A 25,581-nucleotide genomic window follows, 5' to 3' on the forward strand; every position below is an offset into this window, starting at 1 on the left:
CGCAGCGCGTGCGGAGTGTCAAGAATGTTTGACCTGCGCCCCTGCGAAGCGATTCATGACGGGACGGGGGTTGTCCGGCCCGGCCCGAGGGCGGATCGTCGGCCGTACCCGCGCCCGAAGGGACCGACGATGACGTCCGAGACCTCGCCGACGCCGCACCCGACCGCCGCACCGCACCGGCGGCCACGACGGCGCGCCCCCGGCGCGCGCGCCCTCGCCGGCGCGGTCGCCGCGGCGCTCGCCGCGCTCCTCGTCCCGGTCGCGGCCGCACCCGCGAGCGCCGCGACCGTCGACCCCGGTCGCTGGTACGTGCTCGTGAACCGGCACAGCGGGAAGGCGCTCGACGTGGCCGGCGCGTCGACCGCCGACGGCGCGCCCGTCGTCCAGGAGTCGCGACGCGACGGCCGGGCGTCGCAGGAGTGGCGGTTCGTGGACGCCGGGGACGGCTGGTACCGGCTGCGGGCCCGCCACTCCGACAAGGCGCTCCAGGTCGTGGGCGGCCTGCGCGTGGACCGGGCGCCCGTGGTGCAGCAGACCGACCGCGCGGCGCGCCACCAGCAGGTGCGGCTCGCGGACTCGGCGGGCGGGCACGTCCGGCTCGTCCTGCGGCACAGCGGCAAGGTGCTCGACGTCCTGGGCGCGTCCCGGGCGGACGGTGCGGCGGTCGGGCAGCGGACCGACCGCGACGCGCGCAACCAGCAGTGGCAGCTCGTCCCGGTCGCGCCCGCGTCGGACACCACGGCGCCCACGCCGCCGCAGGGTCTGCGCACCAGCGGCCTGACCTGCACCGCCGTCACGCTCACGTGGACGGCCTCCACCGACGACGTCGGCGTGGCGGCCTACGACGTCTACCACGACGGGCAGCACATGACGTCGGTGCCCGGCACGGCGACGTCGGCGGCCCTCACCCTCTCCCCCGGCGTCACCTGGGGGCTGTACGTCAACGCGCGGGACGCGGCCGGCAACGTGTCGCAGGCCAGCCCGACGCTCGAGCTGGCCGTCCCGCCCTGCCAGACGGACACGCGTGCGCCGACGGTGCCGACCGGTGTGGCCGCCGTCGCCGACGGCACCTCCGTGACGGTGCGCTGGACCGCGTCGACCGACGACGTCGGCGTGACCGGCTACGAGGTGCTGCGCGACGGCGTCGTGGTCGGGACCGTGCCGGGCTCCGCCACGTCCTTCGTCGACTCGGGCCTCGCCGCCGGCACGGCGTACGCGTACGCCGTGCGGGCACGCGACCAGGCCGGCAACCGGTCGGCGGCGTCGACCCTGGTGCGCGTGACGACCGGTACGGGGTGCACGGGCGCGATCTGCACGGTGCGTCAGGTCGCCACCGACCGTGACCTGCCGTGGGGCCTCGTCGAGCTGCCGGACGGGTCGGTGCTGTACGGCCGCCGCGACGCGGGCCGCGTCGTGCGCCTGGACCCGGCGACCGGGGCGACGGCGGTGGTGCCCGGCACGATCCCGGGTCTCGCGGGCACCGACGGCGAGGGCGGCCTGCTCGGGCTCGCCGTCGCGGCGGACTTCGAGGACGACCCGTGGCTGTACGTCATGCACACCACGACCACCGACAACCGGGTGGTGCGCATCCGCTACGTCGACGGCGCCCTCACCGGTGCGCCCCAGGTGCTCGTGCAGGGCATCCCGCGGAACAAGTACCACAACGGCGGCCGGCTGCGGTTCGGGCCGGACGGGATGCTCTACGTCGCCACCGGCGACGGCCAGAACCCCGCGTGGGCGCAGGACACGTCGAACCTCGCCGGCAAGGTGCTGCGCGTGCGGCCCGACGGCGGCGTCCCCGCGGACAACCCCTTCGGCAACGCCGTCTGGAGCTACGGCCACCGCAACCCGCAGGGGCTCGCGTTCGACTCCCGCGGGCGGCTGTGGCAGCAGGAGTTCGGCAACTCCGTCATGGACGAGACGAACCTGGTGGTCCGCGGCGGCAACTACGGGTGGCCGCAGTGCGAGGGCACGAGCGGGCAGTGCTCCGGTGCGGGCCTGGTCGCGCCGCGGCTGACGCTGCCGGTGGCGTCCGCGTCGTGCAGCGGCGTCGCCGTCGTCGGCGACCACCTGTGGATCGCGTGCCTGCGGGGCGCGCGCCTGTACCGGGCGACGATCACGGCCGACGGCGCCCTGACGGACGTCCGGTCCCTGCTGCAGGGCACGTACGGCCGGCTGCGCACGGTCGAGCCGAGCGGCGACGGGGGGCTGTGGCTGACCACCAGCACGCGCGGTGACAAGGACTCGGTCGCGAACAACAGCGACGAGCGGGTCCTGAAGCTCACGCTCGGGGGCTGACGGTCGTCGCGCGCCCGGCCGGGGGGTCCAGGTCCTGGTCGGGCACCGGGGCGCGGACGTCCGCGGGCGGCGGTGCGGCGCCGGAGACGACGTCCCGGTCCGCGCCGCGCCGCACGGTCGCGACCCCGGCCACGACGAGCGCCGCACCGAGGACCTGCATGCCGCGCGGCGCCTCGCCGAGCAGCACCCACGCCAGCACCACGGCGAACAGCACCTCGGACAGCGCGAGGAAGGACGCGACCCGCTCGCCGAGCAGGCGCACCGACACCGCGGACACCCCGTACGCGACCGCCGTCGGCACCACGCCGACGACGGCGAGCGGCACCGCCCAGTGCACGCTCGTGCCGAGCACGTCCACCCGCACGTCGGGCGCCTCCAGCGGCAGGACCCGCACGAGCGCGAGCAGCGCCACCGTGGCCGCGCCCACGACCATCGCCGCACCGGCCAGCGTCACAGGCGGCAGCGCGATCGGCCGCGCGGTGAGCGCGAAGTAGGCGGCGTTGCCCACGGCGGCGGCGAGCGCGAACACCAGGCCGAGCGGGTCCAGCCGCAGCGAGCCCGTCACGTCCAGGACGAGCACGAGACCGCCCATGGCCAGCGCGGCCCCGACCAGCGTCGTGCGCGACGGCGCCTGCCGCGTGCGCAGCCAGGACCAGAGCACCAGCAGCAGCGGGCCCGTGTACTCGACGAGGAGCGCGACGGCTACGGGCAGCCGGTCGACGGCCAGGAAGTAGGACGTCGAGGCGCCCGCGACCCCGAGGAGCCCGAGCCCGACGACCGTGCCGGCGTCGGCGCGCAGCACCGACCACCGCCCGCGCAGGGCCAGCAGCGCCGGGCCGGCGAGCAGCACCGCCCCGAGCGTGAGCCGCACGAGGATCGCCGCGCCCGGCGACCAGCCGGCGGCCAGCAGCGGCTTGACGACCGGACCGCTCGTCGCGAACGCCAGCGCGGCCGCGAGACCGGCGACGACCCCCGCGCTGCGCGCACCCGTCCCCTGCACGTGCCCCCCCGACATCCCGGCCCGCCGTGCGGGCGACGGACGCCGCCCGCGGCGCGGACGGCCGGCGTCGCGGCCGGCGACCGCGACGACGAGGAGCCGTGCACGCGCCGGGGTCGCCGGTGTCAGGTGCGAACCACTCCTATGCTCATGACGCTACGGTGCCGTCGCGACAGGGGTCAACATGCTTTTCGCCCATGACACGGAGGCCAACCTGCGCGCCGCCGCCGACCTGGTGAACACGGGTCGCCGACGCGACGGGGCGGACGCGCTCGCGACGGTCGCCGACCTCGCGGCGTTCCGCGCCCGGTGGGGCTACACCGGCCGGCACGACGGGGACGCGGCCGAGCTCGCGGCGGTCCGCGACGCCCGCACCCGGGTCGCCGCCCTCTGGGCGGTCGACCGCGACGAGGCGGCGGATGCGATCAACACGATGCTGCGCGACGCCGAGGCGGTCCCCTCGCTCGTGCGCCACGACGCGATGGACTGGCACCTGCACGCCACCGCACCGGACGCCCCGCCCGCCGCCGTCGTGCTCGCGGAGTCGGCGCTCGCGGCCGCGGACCTCGTGCGCGCGGACGAGTGGGACCGCCTGGGCACGTGCGCGGCCGACGACTGCGACGCCGTGCTGGTCGACCTCTCGCGCAACCGCTCGCGCCGGTTCTGCGACGTCAACGGCTGCGCCAACCGGGTGCACGTGGCCGCCTACCGCGCCCGACGCGGCGCCGCACCGCCCCGGGACGACCACGAAGGTTGAACCTTCACCTATCCTGGCCGCCCGCGCGGCGCCCGTGCCGCGCTCGACGACGGGACGGACATGAGCACGAGGCCCCGCACGAAGGACGAGCGCGCCGCGACGGTGGCGCGCCTGCGCAAGGAGCAGGCACGCGCGGAACGGCGCCGGATGCTCGTCGTGGCCGGCGTGGCCGGCACGCTGGTGCTCGGCCTCGTCGCCACGGCGACGGTCGTGCTCGTCGGGGAGGCGCGCCGCACGTCCGCCCTCGAGGCGCAGGCGGCCGCGGACATCGAGGGCGTGGAGTCGTTCGACGGCCTGGTGTTCGACCACGTCGAGGGCAGCGTCGACTACGCCCAGAACCCGCCCGCGGGCGGGGCGCACAACGCGGTCTGGCAGAACTGCGGCGTCTACGACGCGCCCGTCGTCGACGAGCACGCGGTGCACTCCCTGGAGCACGGCGCGGTCTGGCTGACCTACGACCCCGACCTGCCCACGGACCAGGTCGCCCTGCTCGAGCAGCACGCCGCGGACCAGTCCTACGTCCTCGTGAGCCCGTACGAGGGCCTGCCCTCCCCCGTCGTCGCCACCGCCTGGGGTCGCCAGCTGCAGCTGGCGGCGGCGGACGACGACCGCATCGACGTCTTCGTGCGCAAGTACCTGCTCAACCCCGAGCTGCCGGAGGCCGGTGCGCTCTGCAGCAACGGGATCGGGCAGCCCGCGTGACGGTGCGCGCGCCCGCCGGGCCGTCCTCCGCGGACGGCTCGGCGCTCGCCCGCGCCTGGCGGGCGCTCGACGGCTCCGCGCGGGCGGTCGTGGCGCTCGCCGTCGCGCTCGCCCTCGTCGCCGGGACGGCCCTCGGCGCGGCGCTCGTCGCGCGGCCGGACCGGGCCGTCCCCACCGACGCGTCGGTCGACGCCGGCTTCGCCCGGGACATGCAGGCGCACCACGCGCAGGCCGTGCAGCTGTCCGTCCTGCTGCGCGACCGCGGGCAGGACCCGGCGCTGCGTGCGATCGCGCTCGACGTGCTCACCGCGCAGCAGCAGCAGATCGGGCAGTTCGTGGCATGGCTGCGGCTGTGGGACCTGCCGGTCGCGGGGTCGCGCCCCGCGATGGCGTGGATGACGGACGACCACGCGCACGCGGCGTCGACCCCGGGCGCCTCCGGGCTCGCCGCGATGCCGGGGTGGGTGACGCCGGAGCGGCTGGCGCTGCTGGAGGCCGCGGACGGCGTCGAGGCCGAGCGCGTCTACCTCGCGCTGATGATCGACCACCACGTCGGCGGCGTCGCGATGGCCCAGGAGGCCGCCGAGCGCGCCGGGCACCCCGAGGTGCGCCGGCTCGCGCGCGCGATCGTCACGGCGCAGTCCCGCGAGGTCGACGTCCTGCGCGACCTGCTGGACGCGCGGGGCGGGCGCCCGCCCGGTCTGTCGAGGTGCCGCGCCCCCGCCGGGATCTGGGAGGATGTGTGCTCATGACCGACCTGACCTCACGTCCCGACGCCCCGACGAGCGCCCCCGCCCGCCAGGTACCGGACAAGGTCACGGTCGACGGCCTCGAGGAGCGCTGGGACGGCGCCTGGACCGCCGCCGGCGCGTACGCCTTCGACCGCTCGAAGGAGCGTGCGCAGGTCTACTCGATCGACACCCCGCCCCCCACCGTGTCGGGCTCGCTGCACGTCGGCCACGTGTTCTCGTACACGCACACCGACGTCGTCGCGCGCTACCGCCGCATGCGCGGGTTCGAGGTCTTCTACCCGATGGGCTGGGACGACAACGGCCTGCCCACCGAGCGCCGCGTGCAGAACTACTACGGCGTGCGCTGCGACCCGTCGCTCCCCTACGACCCCGACTTCACGCCGCCGCACGAGGGCACCGACGGCAAGGCCGTGAAGCCGGCCGACCAGGTGCCCGTCTCGCGCCGCAACTTCATCGAGCTGTGCGAGCGCCTGACGGCCGACGACGAGCAGCAGTTCGAGGCGCTGTGGCGCCGCCTGGGCCTGTCGGTCGACTGGTCGCTGACCTACCAGACCATCGGCGGCAAGGCCCGCGCGGTCTCGCAGCGCGCGTTCCTGCGCAACCTCGAGCGCGGCGAGGCCTACCAGGCCGAGGCGCCGGGGCTGTGGGACGTGACGTTCCAGACCGCGGTCGCACAGGCCGAGCTCGAGGCGCGCGACTACCCGGGCGCGTTCCACAAGGTCGCGTTCCACCGCCCGGACGGCGAGCAGGTCGTCATCGAGACGACGCGCCCCGAGCTGCTGCCCGCGTGCGTGGCGCTCATCGCGCACCCCGACGACGAGCGGTACCAGCACCTGTTCGGCACGACCGTGACGAGCCCGCTGTTCGGCGTCGAGCTGCCCGTGCTCGCGCACCCGGCCGCCGAGCCGGACAAGGGCGCCGGCATCGCGATGTGCTGCACCTTCGGCGACCTGACGGACGTGCAGTGGTGGCGCGAGCTGCGCCTGCCGACCCGGTCGGTCGTCGGCCGCGACGGCCGTCTGCTGCGCGACACCCCGGAGTGGATCGCGTCGGAGGACGGCCGCGCGCTGTACGGCGAGATCGCGGGGAAGACGACGTTCTCGGCGCGCGAGGCGCTCGTGGCCGCGCTGCGCGAGTCCGGCGACCTGCTGGGCGAGCCGGTCGCGACGCAGCGCAAGGCGAACTTCTACGAGAAGGGCGACAAGCCCCTCGAGATCGTCACGAGCCGCCAGTGGTACCTCCGCAACGGCGGGCGCGACGAGGACCTGCGCGAGGCGCTGCTCGCCCGCGGGGCCGAGCTCGGCTTCCACCCCGACTTCATGCGCGTCCGGTACGAGAACTGGGTCGGCGGGCTCAACGGCGACTGGCTCGTCTCGCGCCAGCGCTTCTTCGGCGTGCCGTTCCCGGTCTGGTACCCCCTCGACGAGAACGGCGAGCCGCAGTACGACGCGCCGATCACGCCCGACGAGGCCGCGCTGCCGGTCGACCCGACGAGCGACGTCCCCCCGGGCTACACGGCGGAGCAGCGCGGCGTCCCGGGCGGCTTCGTCGCCGACCCCGACGTCATGGACACGTGGGCGACGAGCTCGCTGTCGCCGCAGATCGTGTGCGGCTGGCTCGACGACCCCGACCTGTTCGCGCGGACCTTCCCGATGGACCTGCGCCCGCAGGGGCAGGACATCATCCGCACCTGGCTGTTCTCGTCGGTCGTGCGCGCGCACCTCGAGAACGGCTCGCTGCCGTGGACCGACGCCGCGATCAGCGGGTGGATCCTCGACCCCGACCGCAAGAAGATGAGCAAGTCCAAGGGCAACGTGGTCACGCCCCTGGGTCTGCTCGAGGAGCACGGGTCCGACGCGGTCCGCTACTGGGCCGCCTCCGCGCGCCTGGGCACGGACGCGGCGTTCGAGGTCGGCCAGATGAAGATCGGCCGCCGCCTGGCGATCAAGGTGCTCAACGCCAGCAAGTTCGTGCTGTCGTTCGGCGACCCGTCGGAGCCGGTCCTCACCGACCCCGCGGTCGTCACCGAGACGCTGGACCGCGCGATGCTCGCGGGTCTCGCCCAGGTCGTCGAGACCGCCACGGCGGCCCTGGAGTCCTACGACCACACCCGCGCGCTCGAGACGACCGAGACGTTCTTCTGGACGTTCTGCGACGACTACCTCGAGCTCGTGAAGGACCGCGCCTACGGCGCGGGTGCCGCCGCCGGCGACGTGCCGGCGGGGACCGCGTCGGCGCGCGCCGCGCTCGGCATCGCGCTCGACACGCTGCTGCGCCTGTTCGCACCCGTGCTGCCGTTCGCGACCGAGGAGGTCTGGTCGTGGTGGCGCGAGGGCTCGGTGCACCGCGCGCCGTGGCCCGCGGCCGAGCCGCTGCGCGCCGCCGCGGGCGACGCGGACCCCGGCGTGGTCGCCGCGGCCGGCTCGGCGCTCGCCGCCCTGCGCAAGGTGAAGTCCGAGGCCAAGGTGTCGATGCGCACGCCCATCGAGCACGCGGTGCTCGCGGTCCCGTCGGCGCTGCGCGCCGCCGTCGAGGTCTCCCTCGAGGACGTGCGGGCGGCCGGTCGCGCGACGGGCACCCTCGAGCTCGTCGACGGCCAGGACGAGGCCGTGGTCGCGCGCGACGCGCGCCTCGGCGAGGCGGTCGCGCGCTCCTGACCCCGCACCGGGGCGGCCGTGCGCGGCCGCCCCGGTGGGCACCGCACCCCGGCGGTGGGACGCTGGTCCCACGTCCGACCGACTCCGCATAGCCATGCTGGGCGCCGTATACTCATCCGCGCTCCAGCACGGAAGGAACCCCATGCGTCACCTGCTCCCCACCACCGCCCTCGTCGCGGGCGCGGTCCTCGCGCTCGGCGCCTGCTCCGGCGGCGCCGGCTCGGACGACCCGACCGGCGCCTCGACCGACGCCTCGGGCGTCGAGCTCGTCTCCCCCGGCGCGCTGACGGTCTGCACGAACCCGCCGTACGAGCCGTTCGAGTTCGAGCAGGACGGCGAGATCGTCGGCCTCGACATCGCGCTCACGGGCGAGATCGCCCGGGACCTCGGCGTCGAGGTGCGGCCGCTCAACACCGGCTTCGACGCCATCGAGTCGGGCGCCGCGCTCAACGCGAACCAGTGCGACATGGTGGCCTCCGCCATCACGATCACCGAGGGCCGCAAGCAGAACATCGACTTCACCGACCCGTACTTCGACGCCGACCAGGGCGTGCTCGTCGCGTCCGGCACGACGGTCGAGGACGAGGACGACCTCGAGGGCCTGACGATCGGTGTGCAGCAGGCGACGACCGGTGCCGAGTGGGTCACCGAGAAGGGCCTGACCGGCACGGAGTTCGAGGACCTCGGGCTGCAGATCCAGTCCCTGCGCAACGGCCAGGTCGACGCCGTCGTCAACGACGTCACCGTGCTCGAGCCGTTCGAGAGCGACGAGCTCACCGTCGCGTTCGTCATCAAGACGGGCGAGCAGTACGGGTTCGGCGTGCGCAAGGGCAACACCGCGCTGCTCGAGGCCGCGAACGAGACGCTGGCCCGCATCACCGAGGACGGCACGTACGACGCGCTCGTCGCGGAGTACTTCGGCACGGGTGGTGCCGGCGAGTCCGCGGCACCGACGGAGTCGGCCGAGCCCACCGAGTCGGCCGAGCCCACCGACTGATGTCCGTCGACCTCTCCGCCCCCGCCGGCCGGGCTCGCATGAGCCCGCGCCGGCGGGCGCGCCTCTCCCGGGGCGTGCAGTACGTCGTGCTGCTGGCCGTGCTGGCCGTGCTCCTCACGACGGCGGACTGGAGCGCGGTCGGCCAGACGATCTTCAACCCCGCCGCAGCGGGCGAGATCCTCGACCGGCTGCCGCGCGCGTTCTACAACACGGTCCGGTACACCCTCGCCGCGTTCGCCGTCGGCCTCAGCCTGGGCACGCTGCTCGCCCTCATGCGGCTGTCGTCGGTCGCGCCCTACCGCTGGATCGCGACGACCTACGTCGAGTTCTTCCGGGGCATCCCGGCGCTGCTCGTCGTCATCGCCGTCGCCTACGCGGTCCCGATCGCGTTCGGCGTCTCCTTCACGTCGATCGTCGCCATCGCCGCGATCGCGCTCGGGTCGGTGTCGGCCGCGTACATCTCGGAGACCGTGCGCGCCGGCATCGAGGCCGTCCCGAAGGGGCAGGTGGAGGCCGCCCGCTCCCTCGGCATGTCGCACACCCGCACCATGGTGCAGGTCGTGCTGCCGCAGGCGTTCCGCACCGTCCTGCCGCCCCTGACGAACGAGGTCCTGCTCCTCACCAAGGACACCTCGCTGCTGTTCATCATCGGCCAGACGCCCGCGTTCTTCGAGCTGACCAAGGTCGGCCGCGACGCGCTGTCGACCGCGTCCGGCGGTCTCACGGGCCTGTTCGTCATCGGCGCCTGCTACCTCGTCATCACCATCCCGCTCGGCCTGGTCGCACGCCGGCTCGAGCGGCGCACCGGAGGCCGCGCATGAGCGCCGACAGCACGAGCGCCGGCAGCACCCGGCCGGTCGTCACCATCCGCGACCTGCGCAAGTCCTTCGGGGAGCGCGAGGTGCTCAAGGGCATCGACGTCCAGGTCCACGCGGGCGAGGTCGTGTGCGTCATCGGCCCGTCGGGGTCCGGCAAGTCGACGCTGCTGCGCTGCGTCAACCTGCTCGAGCAGCCCACGTCGGGGACGGTCGAGCTGCTCGGCGCCGAGGTCACCGACCCCGACGTCGACATCGACCGGGTCCGCACGCACGTCGGCATGGTGTTCCAGCAGTTCAACCTGTTCAGCCACCGCACCGTGCTCGACAACTGCACGATGGCGCAGCGGACCGTGCTGCGGCGCAGCCGCGCGGAGGCCGAGCGGGTCGCGCTCGCGAACCTCGAGCGCGTCGGCCTCGCGGACCGAGCGCGCGCCATGCCCGCGCAGCTGTCGGGCGGCCAGCAGCAGCGCGTCGCGATCGCGCGCGCCCTGTCGATGGATCCCCAGCTCATGCTGTTCGACGAGCCGACGTCCGCGCTGGACCCCGAGCTCGTCGGGGACGTCCTCGGCGTCATGCGCGACCTGGCGGACGCCGGCATGACGATGATCGTCGTCACGCACGAGATGGCGTTCGCGCGCGAGGTCGGCGACCGCGTCGTCTTCATGGACGACGGCCAGGTAGTCGAGGACGGCGCGGCGAGCCAGGTGATCGGCGCGCCCCGCGAGGAGCGCACCCGGACGTTCCTGCAGCGCGTGCTCGACCCCACCCACCGGCACGACACCGCGCGCGCGTCCGGCGCCCCCGCGCAGGGCTAGGGTCGGGACGACCCCGTCGTCGTCCCGGAGCCACCCATGCGCGAGACCCACTCCCCCGCCCTCGTCCCCGCCGACCCGGCCGCGTCGATCCCGTCGATGCTCGCCGACCGGCTCGCCCGGGACCCGCGCGGCACCTTCGCCGAGCGGCAGACCGCGCTGGGCGGCACCTGGCAGGCGGTGACGGTCGAGGCGTTCGTCGCCGAGGTGACGGCCGTCGCCAAGGGGCTCCTGGCGTCAGGGGTCGAGCCCGGCGACCGCGTGGCCATCATGTCCCGGACGCGGTACGAGTGGACGCTGCTCGACTTCGCGATCTGGGCGGCCGGCGGGGTCGGCGTGCCCGTCTACGAGACGTCCTCGGCGGAGCAGGTGCGCTGGATCGCCTCGGACTCCGGCGTGCGGCTCGCCGTCGTCGAGACCGTCGCCCACGCGGCCGTCGTCGCCCAGGTGCGCGACGACCTGCCCGGCCTGACGGAGGTCCTCGTGCTCGACGAGGGCGCCGTCACGACGCTCGTGCAGCGCGGCCGGGACGTGCCGGACGAGGACGTGACCGCCCGCTGGCGCCGCACCCGCGCCGACGACCTGGCGACGGTCATCTACACGTCCGGCACCACGGGACGGCCCAAGGGCGTGGAGCTGACACACGGCAACTTCGTCGAGCTGGCCCGCAACGGCGTCGAGGGCCTCGGCGAGGTCTGCGCGCGGCCCGGCTCACGCACCCTGCTGTTCATGCCGCTCGCGCACGTGTTCGCGCGCTTCATCGAGGTGCTGTGCGTCCCGTCCGGGGCCGTGCTCGGCCACACGCCCGACACGCGCAACCTCCTGCCGGACCTCGCGTCGTTCCAGCCGACGTTCGTCCTGGCCGTCCCGCGCGTGTTCGAGAAGGTCTACAACTCCGCCGAGCAGAAGGCGGGCACCGGCGCGCGGCTGCGCCTGTTCCGGTGGGCGGCGAAGGTCGCCATCGCGTACTCCCGGGCGCTGGACACCCCGTCCGGCCCGAGCGCGGCCCTGACGGCGCAGCACCGGCTCGCCGGACGCCTCGTGCACGCCCGCCTGCGCGCGGCGCTGGGCGGTCGTGCCGAGTGGGCCGTCTCGGGCGGCGCACCGCTCGGCGAGCGGCTGGGCCACTTCTACCGCGGGATCGGGGTGCGCGTGCTCGAGGGCTACGGCCTGACGGAGACGACCGCACCCACGGCGGTCAACCGCCCCGGCCTGACGAAGGTCGGCACGGTCGGCCCGGCGTTCCCCGGCACGTCGCTGCGCGTCGACGACGACGGCGCGATCTGGGTGAAGGGGCCGCACGTGTTCCGCGGGTACCGGCACCAGCCCGAGGCGACGGCCGAGGTGCTCGTCGACGGCTGGTTCGCCACGGGCGACCTCGGCACGCTCGACGACGACGGGTACCTGCGCATCACCGGCCGCAGCAAGGAGATCATCGTGACCGCGGGCGGCAAGAACGTGGCCCCCGCGGTGCTCGAGGACCGGCTGCGCGGCCACCCGCTCGTCAGCCAGGTCGTCGTCGTCGGCGACCAGCGCCCGTTCATCGGCGCGCTCCTCACCCTCGACGCCGAGATGCTGCCGGGGTGGCTGCGCACGCACGGGCTGCCCGCCCTGGACGTCGTCGCGGCGTCCACGCACCCGCAGGTGCTCGAGGCCCTCGACCGGGCCGTCGCCCGCGCCAACGAGGCGGTCTCGCGGGCGGAGTCGATCCGCAAGGTGCGCGTCCTGACGACCGACTTCACCGAGGCGAACGGGTACCTGACCCCGTCGCTCAAGGTCAAGCGCGCGAAGGTCCTCGCGGACTTCGCCCCGGAGGTCGAGGAGCTCTACGTCGATACCCGGCACTGAGCCGGACCCGAGCACGACGACGGCGCCGACCCCGGCCGGTCGGCGCCGTCGTCGTGCGGCGTGCGGGTCCTCAGACGTTGTGCACGCGGTGCGTGTCGGCCGACTGGCTCAGCACCGACTCCCGCGGCGTCGACTCGTCGCGCCAGCGCAGGAGCGCCCCCACGCCGTCGACGAGGTCCACCGCACCCTCGTCCGCAAAGGTCAGGCCCGCGTCCTGACCCACCGCGGCCCGCACCAGCGCCACGTCCGCCGGCATCTGGCGCACGTTCTCGGTCGTGCCGATCGCCGCGAGGTCGTCCTTCGTCAGGGCGAGCTCGAGCGGCCCGTTGCCGACCCACAGCTGCCGGTCGGACAGCGGGGACGGCGCGCCGGCCCCGGGCTCGCCGAGGACGAGCTCGGACACCTGGCCCCGCTGCAGCACCGCCACGACGTCGGCCAACGACGTGACCGCCTCGTCGCCCCGGCCCTGCTCCTGGCGGAAGCGGTCCAGCGCCTGCTCGCGCCGCCGCACCCGGTGCTCGGCGAGGACCGCGTCGATCCGCTCCTGGAAGGCCGCCTCGTTCACGCCCTCGGCCCGCGAGCCCCCCGGCACCTCGACGAGCACCTCCCGGACCTCCTGGCCGACGGCGTCCTTGAGCAGCGCGACCGCCCGGACGTCCCCGGTCAGGATGACCAGCTCCGGCTTGCGCTCGGTGACCTGCCGGTCGAGGTCCGCCGCGACGGTGTCGACGTTGCGCTCCCAGGAGTCCTGGACACGCTGCTGCCAGCGCCGGTGCGCCCAGCCGCCGCCCTGCACCTTGTGCATCTCGTCGTGGTCGCCCTCGACGGTCTCGGTGTCCGTGGGCAGGAGGCCGGAGCCGTCCGTCCAGGTGAGGTCCGCGCCCTGGCGGTTCACCTCGACGAGCAGGAAGGGCGTCGACTCGTCCGCCGCGCGCGCCGCGGGCAGCAGCAGCGGCGCCGGCCCGCACGCCGCCGTCGACTGCGCCGGCGGCTCGGTGAGGACCCGGTCGACGAGGACCTCCTGCGCGTCGGCCACCAGCACGCGGCCGTGCGGACCCGGCACGTGCGTCGGCCGCGCCACGAGCTCGTCGATGGCGTCGAGGACCGGCTCGGGCGAGCCGTCGCGCTCGAGCTGGCGCCGCAGGGCCTTCCAGCGGGTCTGCACGTCCGCGGCGCCCGTCGCGTCGTCACGCGTCGAGTCCAGGTACACGGTCGTGAAGGGCGCCGGGCGCCCGAGCAGCGGCTTGAGCCAGTGCAGGTCCATCAGGCAGGTCTCCTCGCGTCGGCGACAGATCCGCCGGGGCGTCGGTTGCCCGCCGCCCCGACGGGTCGGACCCCTCCACCATCCGCCAGGACGTGCGGACCCGCCACCGCGCGGCCCGCACCCGCGTCAGGCGTGCCCGACGCTCGCGTCCTGCGCGGTCTCCTGCGTGCTGGTGCCGTTGGCGTGGTCGAGCGCGATGGCCTCGTGGTGCCGGATGACCTCCTCGACGATGAACGCGAGGAACTTCTCCGCGAACACCGGGTCGAGGTCGGCCTCCTGCGCGAGCGCGCGCAGGCGCGCGACCTGCGCCACCTCGCGGCCCGGGTCGGACGGCGGCAGGTCGAGCCGGGCCTTGAGGACCCCGACCTGCTGGGTGGCCTTGAAGCGCTCGGCCAGCAGGTGCACGAGAGCGGCGTCGATGTTGTCGATGCTGCTCCGCAGCCGGGCGAGCTCGGGCGGGACCGGGCCGGGCAGGTCGCTCACGCGCTCTTCTCGCGGGGCGTGCGCTTGTCCCGGCCGACCTCGCGCGGCACGAGCGTGGGGTTCACGTTGTCCAGGACGACGTCGCGCGTGATGACGACCCGCGCCACGTCGTCGCGCGACGGGACCTCGAACATGACCTGCTGGAGGACCTCCTCCATGATGGCCCGCAGGCCGCGCGCACCGGTGCCGCGCAGCAGCGCCTGGTCGGCGATCGCGGCGACCGCGTCCTCGTCGAACTCGAGCTCGACCCCGTCGATCGCGAACATGCGCTGGTACTGCTTGATGAGCGCGTTGCGCGGCTCGGTGAGGATCCGCACCAGCGCGGTGCGGTCGAGGGGCGACACGGTCGTGATGACCGGGACGCGCCCGATGAACTCGGGGATCAGCCCGAACTTCAGCAGGTCCTCGGGCATGACGTCGCCGTAGACGTCCTTGTCGTCGGCGGTGTGGAGCGGGGCGCCGAAGCCGATGCCGCGCCGGCCCGCGCGCGACGTGATGATCTCGTCCAGGCCCGCGAAGGCCCCGGCGACGATGAACAGCACGTTCGTCGTGTCGATCTGGATGAACTCCTGGTGCGGGTGCTTGCGCCCGCCCTGCGGCGGCACCGAGGCCGTGGTGCCCTCGAGGATCTTCAGCAGCGCCTGCTGCACGCCCTCGCCGGACACGTCGCGCGTGATCGACGGGTTCTCGCTCTTGCGGGCGATCTTGTCGATCTCGTCGATGTAGATGATGCCCGTCTCGGCCTTCTTGACGTCGTAGTCGGCGGCCTGGATGAGCTTGAGGAGGATGTTCTCGACGTCCTCGCCGACGTAGCCCGCCTCGGTGAGGGCCGTGGCGTCCGCGATCGCGAACGGGACGTTCAGCATCTTGGCGAGCGTCTGCGCCAGGTACGTCTTGCCGCAGCCCGTGGGGCCGATCAGCAGGATGTTCGACTTGGCGATCTCGACGTGCTCCTCGCCGGCGACGCGGGCGCCCTCGCCGGCCTGGATCCGCTTGTAGTGGTTGTACACCGCCACGGCGAGCGACCGCTTGGCCGGCTCCTGCCCGACGATGTACTGCTCGAGGAACTCGAAGATCTCCTTCGGCTTCGGCAGCTCGACCATGCCGACCTCGGTGGCCTCGGCGAGCTCCTCCTCGATGATCTCGTTGCACAGCTCGATGCACTCGTCGCAGATGTAAACCCCGGGGCCCGCGATGAGCTTCTTGACCTGCTTCTGGGACTTGCCGCAGAAGGAGCACTTGAGGAGGTCCGCCCCGTCCCCGATCCTCGCCACGTGCGTCCCCTTCCTCGTGTGGCCCCGCCGCGCGGCGGGAGCCGTTGCTCGTGCGCACCCGCCCCGGGAGTCACGTTCCCCCATTGCACACCACGGGGGGCGTCGTGTCAGCCGAACGGGTCGGGCAAGTCGCGGCGTGTCCCTCGGGGACACGCCGACCGTGCCGCGCCGTACCGGGACGGCGCAGCCGGTGCGGGTGCGGCCCGGCCGCGACGACGGTGCGTCGCGGCCGGGCCACGGCCCTCAGTCGGCGGGCTGCACCACGGTCGGGTGCACGCCCTTGCGGCTCTCGAGCACCTGGTCGACGATCCCGTAGTCCTTCGCCTGCGCGGCGGTGAGGATCTTGTCGCGCTCGATGTCCTGCTGGACCTGCTCCACCGTGCGGCCCGTGTGGTGCGAGAGCGCCTGCTCGAGCCACTCACGGATGCGGATGAGCTCGTTCGCGTGGATCTCGATGTCGGACGCCTGCGCGTAGCCGCCACCCTCCATCGCGGGCTGGTGGATCAGCACGCGCGCGTTCGGCAGCGCCAGGCGCTTGCCGGGCGAGCCCGCTGCGAGCAGCACGGCCGCGGCCGACGCCGCCTGCCCGAGGCAGACGGTCTGGATCTGCGGCTTGATGTACTGCATCGTGTCGTAGATCGCCGTCAGGGCCGTGAACGAGCCGCCGGGCGAGTTGATGTACAGCGTGATGTCGCGGTCCGGGTCGGTCGACTCCAGCACCAGCAGCTGCGCCATCACGTCGTCCGCCGAGGCGTCGTCCACCTGCACGCCGAGGAAGATGATGCGGTCCTCGAACAGCTTGGTGTACGGGTCCTGGCGCTTGAAGCCGTAGGCCGTGCGCTCCTCGAACTGCGGCAGGACGTACCGGCCGCTCGGGGAGGCCGGCGCGGTACCGCCGGCCAGGCGCCCGGCGCGGGCGATGAACTGGGACTCCATGCTCACGAAGCTTCTCCTCGCTGGTTCTGTCGCTCGCCGGGCCGTCAGGCCGAGGCCCCGTTGCCGTTGGGGTCCGTGCCGCCGCCACCGGTGACGGAGCCGGCGCTGCTGACCACGTGGTCGATGAAGCCGTACTCCAGCGCCTCGGGCGCCGTGAACCAGCGGTCACGGTCGGAGTCGGCGTTGATCTGCTCGACGCTCTTGCCCGTCTGCTCCGCGATCAGCTCGGCCAGCACCTTCTTCATGTGCAGGATGAGCTGCGCGTTGATGCGCACGTCGGTGGCCGTGCCGCCGATGCCGCCGGACGGCTGGTGCATCATCACGCGGGCGTGCGGCGTGGCGTAGCGCTTGCCCTTGGCGCCCGAGGAGAGCAGGAACTGCCCCATCGAGGCGGCCATGCCCATCGCGATCGTCGCGACGTCCGGCTTGATGTACTGCATCGTGTCGTAGATCGCCATGCCGGCCGTGATCGAGCCACCGGGCGAGTTGATGTAGAGCCAGATGTCCTTGTCCGGGTCCTCCGCGGCCAGCAGCATCATCTGCGCGCAGATGGCGTTGGCGTTCTCGTCGCGGACCTCGGACCCGAGCCAGATGATCCGCTCGCGGAGCAGACGGTTGTAGATGCTGTCGTTGAGGCCGAGTCCGGCGGACTCCGCCCGGGCGATTGCCGGGACCTGCTCGTTCACGAAGGCTCCTTCGTCTGGCTGCGTCGTGCGGCGGGCCGGCGGTGCTCGTGCACCTCACCGGCCGTGCGTTGCAGCGACCCTAACGCCCGCGTGCGCCCCGGCACGTCCCGCGCTCGCGCCGTTTCGCTGTGGGCGCAGCCGCGGCGCGGGCCCGGTCCGGGACCGGCGGCGCGGACGGGTGACGTGCAGGGACACCGGGGACGGGCGGTCGCCGCCACCGGGTGCGCGACGGCCCCGCGACGCGCGTGCGTCGCGGGGCCGTCGGCGGAGCGGGTGTCAGGCCTTCGCCTGGTCCTCGTCCGCCACGGGCTGGGCCTGCGCGTCCTCGGCGGCGCCCGCCTCGGCCTCGGCCTGCTCGATCGCGGCGTCGTCCTCGTCGGAGCCGATGAACTCCGACAGGTCCACCGTCGCGCCCGACTGCTCGGTGACGGTGATGCGCCGCAGCGCGACGGCGAGCGCCTTGGAGCGCGCGACCTCGGCGACCATGGCCGGGATCTGCCCCTGCTCGTCCAGCGTGCGGATGAAGGTGTTCGGGTCCATGCCGTACTGGCGGGACGCGTTCACCAGGTAGTCGATGAGCTCGCCCTGGGCGACCTTGACCTCGAGCTGCTCGGCGAGCGTGTCGAGCAGGATCTGGTTGCGCAGCGCGGTCTGCGCCTGCTCCGTCACCTCGGCACGGTGCACGTCGTCCTCGAGACGGCCCTCGCCCTCGAGGTGGCGGTGGACCTCCGCCTCGACGACGCCCGACGGCACCGGGACCTCGGTGGCCTCGAGCAGCTGCTCGAGCAGCAGGTCGCGCGCCTGCACGGCCTGGTTCGACGCCTTGATCCGGGCGGCCTGCTCGCGCAGGTCGGCCGTGAGCTCCTCGAGCGTGTCGAACTCGCTCGCGAGCTGCGCGAACTCGTCGTCCGCCTCGGGCAGCTGACGCTCCTTGACGGCGGTCGCCGTGACCGACACCTGCGCCTGCTCACCCGCGCGCTCGCCGCCGGCCAGCGCCGTCTCGAACGTCGTCGACTCGCCGGCCGACAGGCCGGTCAGCGCCTCGTCGAGGCCCTCGAGCATGTTGCCCGAGCCGATCTGGTAGCTCACGCCGGACACCTGGTCGACCTGCTCGTCGCCGATCGTCGCGGTGAGGTCGAGGACGACGTAGTCGCCCTCCTGCGCCGGGCGGTCGACGCCGACGAGCGAGCCGAAGCGCTCGCGCAGCGCGTCGAGGCGGCCCTGGACGTCCTCGTCGGTGACCTCGACGTCGTCCACCGTCACCGACAGGCCGTCGAGGGCGGGCACGGTGATCTCCGGGCGCACCTCGACCTCGGCGGTGAAGTGCAGCTCGCCCTCCTCGCCGGCGGGCGCGGCCGTCGGGCCGGGGACCTTGGTGACCTGCACGTCCGGCTGGCCCATCGGGCGCAGCTCGTTCTCGCGCACGGCCTCGGCGTAGAAGCCGGACAGGCCCTCGTTGATCGCGTGCTCCAGCACCGCGGGGCGACCCACGCGCTGGTCGATGATGCGCGGCGGCACCTTGCCCTTGCGGAAGCCCGGCACCGTCACCTGCTCCGCGATGTGCTGGTACGCGTGGTCGATGCTCGGCTTGAGCTCGTCGTACGTCACCTCGACGGTCAGCCTGACCTTGGTCGGCTCCAGGTTCTCGACGGCGCTCTTCACTTCGATGGTCTCCCACTGGTCATGGCCACGCGCCGGCGGTCCGACGGGCTGGCACGGTCTCGCGCCGGTCAGGCGCGCGGTTCGGGCGCTGGTGCCGCGGGCGGGGCCCCGCAGCCGGCACCGGCGCGCTCGCGACCCTCGATGCTACGTCACCGCACCGACCCGCCCCAACGCACGACCGGGCACCGGTGGACGCACCGACCCGTCGGGATGGCGGGATTCGAACCCACGACCTTCCGCTCCCAAAGCGGACGCGCTACCAACCTGCGCCACATCCCGTCTCCACCACGGACCCTGCGCCGGCGGGACGCGTGCCGCGCCCGGCGTCGGTGCGGGAGGCCCGTGCGCGTCCGCCCGCTGCGCACCCGCTACCCTGGGTGCGCGGTCCGGGCCGCCGTGACCCCTCGCGGGCACGACACGCACCGGACCTGCGCGGACGTAGCTCAATGGTAGAGCCCCAGTCTTCCAAACTGGCTACGCGGGTTCGATTCCCGTCGTCCGCTCCACCCGCCCCGCCGCGGCGAGGGCGCGCACCACCTCGTGCGCGGCCCGCTCGCCCGCCGAGACCGCGCCGTCCATGAACCCCATGAGGCGGTGCGCGGTCTCGGTGCCCGCCCAGTGCAGCGGCCCGACGGGCTCCGCGAGGCCCGCGCCCGACCACGCCACCGCCCCGGGCCCGGGTGCCGCCGTCGGTCCCCCGCCGATCCAGTCCTCCTCGCCCCAGCGCTGGTCGACGTAGCCGAGCGGGTCGAGCGCACGCCCGCCGAGCAGCCGGGCGAGGGACGAGAGCACCCGCCGGCGGCGCTCGGCCGCGTCGAGCACGTCCCACGTGCGCGCGTGGTCGCCGCCGACGAAGCCGAGCAGCACCCCCCGGGACGCGTCGGGCGGGCTCACGTCGAACGTGACCACGACGGGCCCCTCGTCGGACACCGTCATCCCGCTGAGGCCCGCGTCGCGCCAGAAGGGGGCGTCGTAGACGGCGTAGGCCTTCGACAGCAGGCCGGGCGACCACCGCTGCGCCAGCCGGCGGTGCGCGGCGGGCAGCGCCGGGACGAACCGGATGCGGCGCCGCATCGCGGGCGGGACCGCGACCACGGCGCGACGGGCACGGCTCACGCCGGCGTCGGTCCGCACCGCGACCCCGTCGTCGCCGTGGTCGACGCGCAGCACGGGTGCGCCGAGCTCGACGGCACCGGCCCCGAGCGCGGCCGCGACGCGGACGGCGACCTCCTGCGCCCCCTCGACGAAGTGCTGCTCCTGGGCGCCGCCGGCCGTGTCGAGCATCCGGTCGAGCCCGCCCGCCTGCGCGGCGTAGTGCAGGACGTGCAGCAGCGAGATCTCGGCGGGCTCGCACCCCCAGGACGTCCGCGTCACGACCGCCATGAGGTCGCGGGTGGCGCGCGTGGTCCGGAGGGCGGCGAGCCAGCCCCCGAGCGTCCGGGCGTCGAGGGCCTCGGCGCCCGGCGCGTCGCCGGGGCGTCCCAGGGGGATCCCGCGGCTCGCGCGCGCGAACGCCGAGCGGGTGCGGGCGAGGTCGAGGAGCGCGACCGTGCCGACCGGCGGGATCGTCCCCCGGTAGCGCCGCACCCGCCCGCGCCGGTGCAGGAGGTTGTCCCCGGCCTCGTGGGTCGGCCGGCGGTGGACGCCGACCTCGTCGGCGAGCGCGGTGACCCGTTCGTGGTCCGGCCCCACGAACGTGCCTCCCAGGTCGGCGTGGCCGCCGGCGACCGTGGCCGACAGGACGCGACCGCCGACCCGGTCGAGCGCCTCGAGCACCCGCACCGTCAGGCCGTGCCGCTGCAGTGTGCGCGCCGCGGCGAGGCCGGACAGCCCGGCCCCCACCACCACGACGTCGACGTCGACGCCGACGCTCTGCGTCATGCCAGGAGTGTGGCACCGCCGGACGCCGGATCCGGCCCCGCGGCGGCGCCGGACGTGGTGGGGTGGCCCCGTGACGACGACGTTCCTGCGGCCCGGCGACCGCGTGCTCCTCACCGGCGACTCCGTGACCGACTGGGGGCGCGACCGCGCCGACCCGGCGAGCCTGGGCCACGGGTACGCGGGCATCGTCGCCGCGCTGGCCGGGGCGCGGCGTCCCGAGTGGGACCTCACGTTCCTCAACCGCGGCGTCGGCGGCGACACGGCCGCGATGCTGCGTGACCGGTGGGACGTCGACGCGCTGGCCCTCGAGCCGACCGTCGTCTCCGTGCTGATCGGCGTCAACGACACGTGGCGCCGCTACGACCGGGGCGAGGTCACGACGGCCGAGGAGTACGAGGAGCACCTGCGCGCCCTGCTCACCTCCGCGCGCGAGCGGCTGGACGCCCGGCTCGTGCTGGTCGAGCCGTTCGTCGTCCCGGTGACCCCCGGCCAGCACCTGTGGCGCGCGGACCTGGACCCGCGGATCGCCGTCGTCCGGCGCCTGGCGGCCGAGCTGCGCGCGGTGCTGGTGCCCGCCGACGGCCTGCTCGCGGCCGTCGCCGCGCGCACGTCCCCGGAGCGGTGGGCGTACGACGGCGTGCACCCGACCCCGGCGGGCCACGGCCTGCTCGCCGAGGCGTGGCTGCGCGCGGTCGGCGTCGGCCCCGGGACGCCCTGACGGGCGACGCTCCGCGGACGACCTTTGCGCACCGTCCCGGACGCCGCTACGGTCGCCCGGGACCGGCCGTGCGGCCGGAGAGGACACCGGCGGGCGCTGCCCGCCGCACCCGACGAGGAGAGCGATGAGCGCGCACCACGCCGCTGCCGCCCTCGTCGTGCGCGCCCGTGCGGCGCGCACCTGTTGTCGCTGTCGGTAGAGCGCTGGCTGCGCACGCGCCCCCGGGCGTGACCGCACCGCACCACCGCGCGCCAGCGCTCGCCCCGGCAGGCCGTCACCCGGCGCCCCACGGGCTTCTCCCCCACGATGGGACCGACCGGCCCGCGGCCTGCACCCCGCCACCGCGTCGCACCGCGGCGCAGCAGCCCGCACCGTCCCCCACCGCCGCCCGCGGGCGGCCCCGACCGAAGAGGAACCATGGCACGCATCTACGAGGACGCGACCGCGCTCGTCGGCAACACCCCGCTGGTCCGGATCAACAAGCTCACCGAGGGCGCCGGCGCGACCGTGGTCGGCAAGCTCGAGTTCTACAACCCGGCCAACTCGGTGAAGGACCGGATCGGCGTCGCGATCATCGACGCGGCGGAGAAGTCGGGCGACCTGAAGCCCGGCGGCACGATCGTCGAGGCCACGTCGGGCAACACCGGCATCGCGCTCGCGTTCGTCGGGGCCGCCCGCGGCTACGACGTCGTGCTGACGATGCCCGAGACGATGTCGAAGGAGCGCCGCGCGCTCCTGCGCGCGTTCGGTGCCGAGCTCATCCTGACGCCGGGCTCCGAGGGCATGAAGGGCGCGGTCAACCGGGCCAACGAGATCGTCGCCGAGCGTCCGGGCGCGATCCTCGCCCGCCAGTTCGCGAACGAGGCGAACCCCGAGGTGCACCGCCGCACGACGGCGGAGGAGATCTGGGCCGACACCGACGGCGAGGTCGACATCCTCGTCGCCGGCATCGGCACGGGCGGCACGATCACGGGCGTCGGCCAGGTGCTCAAGGAGCGCAAGCCGGGCGTGCAGATCGTCGGCGTCGAGCCGGCCGAGTCGCCGATCCTCAACGGCGGCGCCCCCGGGCCGCACAAGATCCAGGGCATCGGCGCCAACTTCGTGCCGGAGATCCTCGACACGTCGGTGTACGACGAGATCGTCGACGTCGACGCCGAGACGGCTGTCGCGTGGGCGCGGCGCGCGGCGCGCGAGGAGGGGCTGCTCGTGGGCATCTCGTCCGGGGCCGCCCTGTACGCCGCCACCGAGCTGGCCAAGCGCCCCGAGAACGCGGGGAAGCTGATCGTCGCGATCATCCCGTCGTTCGGCGAGCGCTACCTGACGTCGGTGCTCTACGCCGACCTGCTCGACTGACACCCGCGCCCGGCCGCCGTCCTGCGCGACGGCGGCCGGGCGTCGTCATCCCGCGCGGCAGCCCACCACCGGCGACGGAGCACCCATGCGACACCTCACCGACTTCCTGCGCGTGCTGCGCGACGACCTCGACGCCGCGCACGCGCACGACCCCGCGGCGCGTTCCCGGCTCGAGGTCGCGCTGGGCTACCCGGGCGTGCACGCCATCTGGGTGTACCGGCTCGCCCACCGGATGTGGCAGGTGCTCCCCCTGCGCCTGGCGGCACGGCTGCTGTCCCAGCTGGCCCGCGCCGCCACCGGCGTCGAGATCCACCCGGGTGCCCGGATCGGCGCACGCCTGTTCATCGACCACGGCATGGGCGTGGTCGTGGGCGAGACCGCGGAGGTCGGGGACGACGTCGTCCTCTTCCACGGGTCGACGCTCGGCGGCAAGACCATGAAGCGCGGCAAGCGGCACCCCACCCTGGGCGACGGGGTGGTCGTCGGGGCCGGCGCGAAGGTGCTGGGCCCGGTGTGGATCGGGGACGGCGCGCAGATCGGGGCGAACGCCGTGGTGATCCACGACGTCCCGGCGGGCGCGATCGCGGTCGGCGTCCCCGCGCAGATGCGCCGGCGCCCGGCGGCGGCGCCGTTCGACGCGGAGGTCGACGACCCCGCCATCTACATCTGACCTGCCGCGAGGTGCGGTGAGCCGCCGGCCCCGACCACGCTGCTCGCGGGTCGGGGCCGACGGCCGCTGCCGTCCCGTCAGCCGCTGACGGTGAAGGTCAGCGTGTCGGTGTACCGGCGGCCGTGGGCGTCGGTCGCCGTGACCGTCGCCGTGTGCTCACCCGCGGCCAGGTCCTTCGGGAGCTCGAGCCGCCACAGGTGGCTCGTGCGGTCCGCGACCGAGCCGCCGTGGACGAGCTGCTGCTGGACCGCGACCGGGTCGGAGTACTCCGCCCCGACGAGCTGGCCCTCGCCGCGCATCGGCTGCGTGCGCACCGCGCTCACGGGCCGCCCGCGGTCGATCCGCGCGACGACCTTCGCGCCCGTGGAGCCCATCCAGAAGTTCGTGGTCAGCCACGTCGTGCCCTGCAGGTCGGCGCGTGAGACGACCAGCGGGTCCGTGAGCTCGGGGGCGGAGCCGACGGCGCCGCGGTGGGCCGCGAACCACTCCCGGTAGCGCGGGGTGTTGAGGCCGAGCGCCATCTGCTCGGCGTCGTCGCCCCCGCGCACGGTGAACCGCTCGCGGACGTGCCGGCCCCGGATGTCGAGCGTGAGGACACCGGGCTTGCCGCCGTCGCGCTGCAGCGCCGTCGGGTACCCCTCCGGCTGCACGGCGCCGGAGTACCAGTCGCCGGAGATGGCGCCGACCGTGATGTGGTCGAACGGCAGCGCGTCGATCCCGAAGAGGTTCTTCCAGCCGGCCAGGCTGTCGCCCTTCTCGAGGTTCTCGATGCTGTGCGTGTGCCCGCCCAGCGAGAGCACCTCGCGCCCCTCGAGGATCTCGACGACCTCGCGCACCTGCGCGACCTGGTGCTTGGCGCTGTCGCTGTCGGCGAAGTCGAGCAGCGGGATGTGCGCCGCCACGACGACCAGCCGGTCGCGCGGCACGGCGGCGATGTCGTTGCGGAGCCACTCGAGCTGGCGGGCGTCGAGCGCCCCCGTGTAGCCGCCCGGCACCGGGTACTCGACGGTGTTGAGCGCGACGACGTGCACCTTGCCCACGTCGTAGGAGTAGTACTCCGGCGCGAGGTGGGCCTTGAACGTGTCGAAGGTGTGCGCGGAGTCGGTGGCGTCGAAGTCCAGGTCGTGGTTGCCCGGCAGGAAGCGCGCCGGGCCGTTGATCATCCGGACGAGCTCGCGCGTGTGCGGGTACAGCGACAGGTCGTCGCCGACGACGTCGCCGACGAACAGGGCGCCGCAGCCCGTGTAGTCCGTCCGCTCGGCGAGGTCGGCGAACGCGCCGGCGCGCGCGTACTCGACCTCGGTGCGGTCGTACGTCTGGATGTCGCCGCCGATGAGGCAGTGCTGCTCGTGGCTCGCGGTGAGGCCGCTGCGCACGAGCGGGAAGTTCACCTGGTCGGGCAGCTCGCCCGTCGGCGCGAGACCGCCGTAGCGCAGCGGCGGCGACCCGGCCGGCAGGTGGTGGTAGAAGAAGCGGGCGACGTTGTCGTCGTCGACCGGCACCTGGTACCCGGCGGGCTGCGTGACGAAGACGGTGAAGTTGTCCGTCGCGGGCAGCGAGTACCGCCCGTGCCGGTCGGTCCGCGTGACCTCGAGACCGTTCGAGACCACGACGCCGGGCACCCCGCGCTCGCCACGGTCCTGCCGGGAGTTCCGGTTGCGGTCGTCGAAGACGGTGCCGTCGACGACGCCCTGGTCCTCGTCCGGGCCCGGGACGACGTGGACGTCGCCGCGGTAGGCGGTCCGGTCCCACGAGTGCCCCGGACGGTCGCCGTGGCGCCCCTCGGCGTGGGCGGTCGGCGCGAGCACGAGGCCCGAGACGCAGAGCGTCGTCGCGGCGACGGCGATCGAGGTGACGGCGGTGCGGCGTGCGGTGGGTCTCACGGCTCTCTCCCCCTGTCGGTTGCGGCCGGGCCTGGGCGGCCGGCCACGACCACGGTCACAGCCGTGGATGACTTCCGGCCGCAGGGCGACCGACGACCGGGTGAAGTTCCCGTGCCACGACGGACTTGTTATA

At 74.4% G+C, this 25,581-nt stretch carries 21 protein-coding genes and 2 tRNA genes; 13 read left to right on the forward strand and 10 right to left on the reverse strand.

Translation table 11 applies throughout. The features are described 5' to 3' along the window. Positions 1-129 precede the first annotated feature (129 nt). Entirely contained in the window at positions 130-2,298 is a 2,169-nt protein-coding gene (locus tag FB586_RS16720; RefSeq protein ID WP_136520470.1) for a PQQ-dependent sugar dehydrogenase, read from the forward strand. Here FB586_RS16720 and FB586_RS16725 read toward each other — a convergent pair. Continuing rightward, on the reverse strand, positions 2,282-3,313 hold the full coding sequence (locus FB586_RS16725) for an EamA family transporter (protein WP_136520471.1): 1,032 nt from the start codon (positions 3,311-3,313) through the stop codon (positions 2,282-2,284). The genes FB586_RS16720 and FB586_RS16725 overlap by 17 nt on opposite strands. Positions 3,314-3,479: 166 nt before the next feature. On the opposite strand from FB586_RS16725, the gene FB586_RS16730 reads away from it, so the two are divergent. The 8 genes from FB586_RS16730 to FB586_RS16765 all read left to right on the forward strand — a co-directional run bounded on the left by FB586_RS16730 (position 3,480) and on the right by FB586_RS16765 (position 12,638). After that, positions 3,480-4,052: a CGNR zinc finger domain-containing protein gene (locus FB586_RS16730; protein WP_136520472.1), complete on the forward strand. Its 573-nt coding sequence runs from the start codon at positions 3,480-3,482 to the stop codon at positions 4,050-4,052. Positions 4,053-4,112: 60 nt separating this feature from the next. Beyond that, positions 4,113-4,754 (forward strand): thioredoxin-like domain-containing protein, encoded by a 642-nt coding sequence (locus tag FB586_RS16735; protein WP_136520473.1) that lies wholly within the window; start codon positions 4,113-4,115, stop codon positions 4,752-4,754. Continuing rightward, a complete protein-coding gene (locus FB586_RS16740) occupies positions 4,751-5,506 on the forward strand; it encodes a DUF305 domain-containing protein (RefSeq protein WP_246036868.1) in 756 nt (251 codons plus the stop codon). Before FB586_RS16735 ends, FB586_RS16740 begins: the two co-directional genes overlap by 4 nt. After that, on the forward strand, positions 5,503-8,163 hold the full coding sequence (valS, locus tag FB586_RS16745; protein ID WP_136520474.1) for a valine--tRNA ligase: 2,661 nt from the start codon (positions 5,503-5,505) through the stop codon (positions 8,161-8,163). Before FB586_RS16740 ends, valS begins: the two co-directional genes overlap by 4 nt. Before the next feature lie 142 nt (positions 8,164-8,305). Beyond that, positions 8,306-9,160, forward strand: a complete 855-nt coding sequence (locus FB586_RS16750; protein ID WP_136520475.1) for a basic amino acid ABC transporter substrate-binding protein — start codon at positions 8,306-8,308, stop codon at positions 9,158-9,160. Beyond that, positions 9,160-9,981: an amino acid ABC transporter permease gene (locus FB586_RS16755; RefSeq protein WP_136520476.1), complete on the forward strand. Its 822-nt coding sequence runs from the start codon at positions 9,160-9,162 to the stop codon at positions 9,979-9,981. Before FB586_RS16750 ends, FB586_RS16755 begins: the two co-directional genes overlap by 1 nt. Then, the gene (locus FB586_RS16760) at positions 9,978-10,793 is read left to right on the forward strand and encodes an amino acid ABC transporter ATP-binding protein (RefSeq protein WP_136520477.1); all 816 of its coding nucleotides are present in this window, start codon (positions 9,978-9,980) and stop codon (positions 10,791-10,793) included. The genes FB586_RS16755 and FB586_RS16760 overlap by 4 nt, the downstream gene beginning before the upstream one ends. Before the next feature lie 36 nt (positions 10,794-10,829). Further along, entirely contained in the window at positions 10,830-12,638 is a 1,809-nt protein-coding gene (locus FB586_RS16765) for an AMP-dependent synthetase/ligase (protein WP_136520478.1), read from the forward strand. Positions 12,639-12,708: 70 nt separating this feature from the next. Here FB586_RS16765 and FB586_RS16770 read toward each other — a convergent pair whose 3' ends face one another. The 7 genes from FB586_RS16770 to FB586_RS16800 form a co-directional block, all read right to left on the reverse strand. Next, a complete protein-coding gene (locus FB586_RS16770; protein ID WP_136520479.1) occupies positions 12,709-13,902 on the reverse strand; it encodes a baeRF2 domain-containing protein in 1,194 nt (397 codons plus the stop codon). Between the two features lie 126 nt (positions 13,903-14,028). Next, the gene (locus FB586_RS16775) at positions 14,029-14,385 is read right to left on the reverse strand and encodes a chorismate mutase (protein WP_136520480.1); all 357 of its coding nucleotides are present in this window, start codon (positions 14,383-14,385) and stop codon (positions 14,029-14,031) included. Further along, positions 14,382-15,659: an ATP-dependent Clp protease ATP-binding subunit ClpX gene (clpX, locus tag FB586_RS16780; protein WP_136520481.1), complete on the reverse strand. Its 1,278-nt coding sequence runs from the start codon at positions 15,657-15,659 to the stop codon at positions 14,382-14,384. Before clpX ends, FB586_RS16775 begins: the two co-directional genes overlap by 4 nt. Positions 15,660-15,902: 243 nt before the next feature. Continuing rightward, complete coding sequence (locus FB586_RS16785; protein WP_136520482.1) at positions 15,903-16,601, reverse strand: ATP-dependent Clp protease proteolytic subunit; 699 nt, start codon at positions 16,599-16,601, stop codon at positions 15,903-15,905. Between the two features lie 38 nt (positions 16,602-16,639). Further along, entirely contained in the window at positions 16,640-17,281 is a 642-nt protein-coding gene (locus FB586_RS16790) for an ATP-dependent Clp protease proteolytic subunit (RefSeq protein WP_136520483.1), read from the reverse strand. Positions 17,282-17,557: 276 nt separating this feature from the next. Beyond that, positions 17,558-18,943 (reverse strand): trigger factor, encoded by a 1,386-nt coding sequence (gene tig, locus FB586_RS16795; RefSeq protein WP_136520484.1) that lies wholly within the window; start codon positions 18,941-18,943, stop codon positions 17,558-17,560. Positions 18,944-19,148: 205 nt separating this feature from the next. Further along, positions 19,149-19,222 (reverse strand) — tRNA-Pro (locus FB586_RS16800). A 153-nt stretch (positions 19,223-19,375) separates the two neighbouring features. Here FB586_RS16800 and FB586_RS16805 point away from each other — a divergent pair. Next, positions 19,376-19,449 (forward strand) — tRNA-Gly (locus FB586_RS16805). On the opposite strand, the gene FB586_RS16810 is transcribed toward FB586_RS16805, so the two are convergent. After that, complete coding sequence (locus FB586_RS16810) at positions 19,418-20,824, reverse strand: flavin monoamine oxidase family protein (protein WP_136520485.1); 1,407 nt, start codon at positions 20,822-20,824, stop codon at positions 19,418-19,420. The two genes, FB586_RS16805 and FB586_RS16810, sit on opposite strands and share 32 nt — an antisense overlap. A gap of 70 nt (positions 20,825-20,894) precedes the next feature. Here FB586_RS16810 and FB586_RS16815 point away from each other — a divergent pair, with 70 nt between their 5' ends. The 3 genes from FB586_RS16815 to epsC all read left to right on the forward strand — a co-directional run bounded on the left by FB586_RS16815 (position 20,895) and on the right by epsC (position 23,565). Next, positions 20,895-21,542 carry an SGNH/GDSL hydrolase family protein gene (locus FB586_RS16815; protein WP_246036870.1) on the forward strand — a complete coding sequence of 216 codons (648 nt, stop codon included), beginning with the start codon at positions 20,895-20,897 and terminating at the stop codon, positions 21,540-21,542. 417 nt (positions 21,543-21,959) lie between these two features. Beyond that, positions 21,960-22,895 (forward strand): cysteine synthase A, encoded by a 936-nt coding sequence (cysK, locus tag FB586_RS16820; RefSeq protein WP_136520487.1) that lies wholly within the window; start codon positions 21,960-21,962, stop codon positions 22,893-22,895. Positions 22,896-22,980: 85 nt separating this feature from the next. Continuing rightward, entirely contained in the window at positions 22,981-23,565 is a 585-nt protein-coding gene (epsC, locus tag FB586_RS16825; protein WP_136520488.1) for a serine O-acetyltransferase EpsC, read from the forward strand. A gap of 77 nt (positions 23,566-23,642) precedes the next feature. On the opposite strand, the gene FB586_RS16830 is transcribed toward epsC, so the two are convergent. Further along, positions 23,643-25,448 (reverse strand): calcineurin-like phosphoesterase C-terminal domain-containing protein, encoded by a 1,806-nt coding sequence (locus FB586_RS16830; protein ID WP_246036872.1) that lies wholly within the window; start codon positions 25,446-25,448, stop codon positions 23,643-23,645. Positions 25,449-25,581: the final 133 nt, after the last annotated feature.

The sequence above is a fragment of the Cellulomonas telluris genome, assembly GCF_004886325.1.
In the GTDB taxonomy this organism is placed as follows: Bacteria; Actinomycetota; Actinomycetes; order Actinomycetales; family Cellulomonadaceae; genus Cellulomonas; species Cellulomonas telluris.

What these genes read in the sequence shown, in the direction of transcription:
- FB586_RS16730 (WP_136520472.1), top strand. Translation starts at nt 3,480, where the DNA reads ATGCTTTTCGCCCATGACACGGAGGCCAACCTGCGCGCCGCCGCCGAC.
- FB586_RS16770 (WP_136520479.1), bottom strand. Translation starts at nt 13,902, where the DNA reads ATGGACCTGCACTGGCTCAAGCCGCTGCTCGGGCGCCCGGCGCCCTTC.
- valS (WP_136520474.1), top strand. Translation starts at nt 5,503, where the DNA reads ATGACCGACCTGACCTCACGTCCCGACGCCCCGACGAGCGCCCCCGCC.
- FB586_RS16735 (WP_136520473.1), top strand. Translation starts at nt 4,113, where the DNA reads ATGAGCACGAGGCCCCGCACGAAGGACGAGCGCGCCGCGACGGTGGCG.
- FB586_RS16725 (WP_136520471.1), bottom strand. Translation starts at nt 3,313, where the DNA reads ATGTCGGGGGGGCACGTGCAGGGGACGGGTGCGCGCAGCGCGGGGGTC.
- cysK (WP_136520487.1), top strand. Translation starts at nt 21,960, where the DNA reads ATGGCACGCATCTACGAGGACGCGACCGCGCTCGTCGGCAACACCCCG.
- FB586_RS16720 (WP_136520470.1), top strand. Translation starts at nt 130, where the DNA reads ATGACGTCCGAGACCTCGCCGACGCCGCACCCGACCGCCGCACCGCAC.
- epsC (WP_136520488.1), top strand. Translation starts at nt 22,981, where the DNA reads ATGCGACACCTCACCGACTTCCTGCGCGTGCTGCGCGACGACCTCGAC.
- FB586_RS16765 (WP_136520478.1), top strand. Translation starts at nt 10,830, where the DNA reads ATGCGCGAGACCCACTCCCCCGCCCTCGTCCCCGCCGACCCGGCCGCG.
- FB586_RS16760 (WP_136520477.1), top strand. Translation starts at nt 9,978, where the DNA reads ATGAGCGCCGACAGCACGAGCGCCGGCAGCACCCGGCCGGTCGTCACC.
- FB586_RS16755 (WP_136520476.1), top strand. Translation starts at nt 9,160, where the DNA reads ATGTCCGTCGACCTCTCCGCCCCCGCCGGCCGGGCTCGCATGAGCCCG.
- FB586_RS16750 (WP_136520475.1), top strand. Translation starts at nt 8,306, where the DNA reads ATGCGTCACCTGCTCCCCACCACCGCCCTCGTCGCGGGCGCGGTCCTC.
- FB586_RS16810 (WP_136520485.1), bottom strand. Translation starts at nt 20,824, where the DNA reads ATGACGCAGAGCGTCGGCGTCGACGTCGACGTCGTGGTGGTGGGGGCC.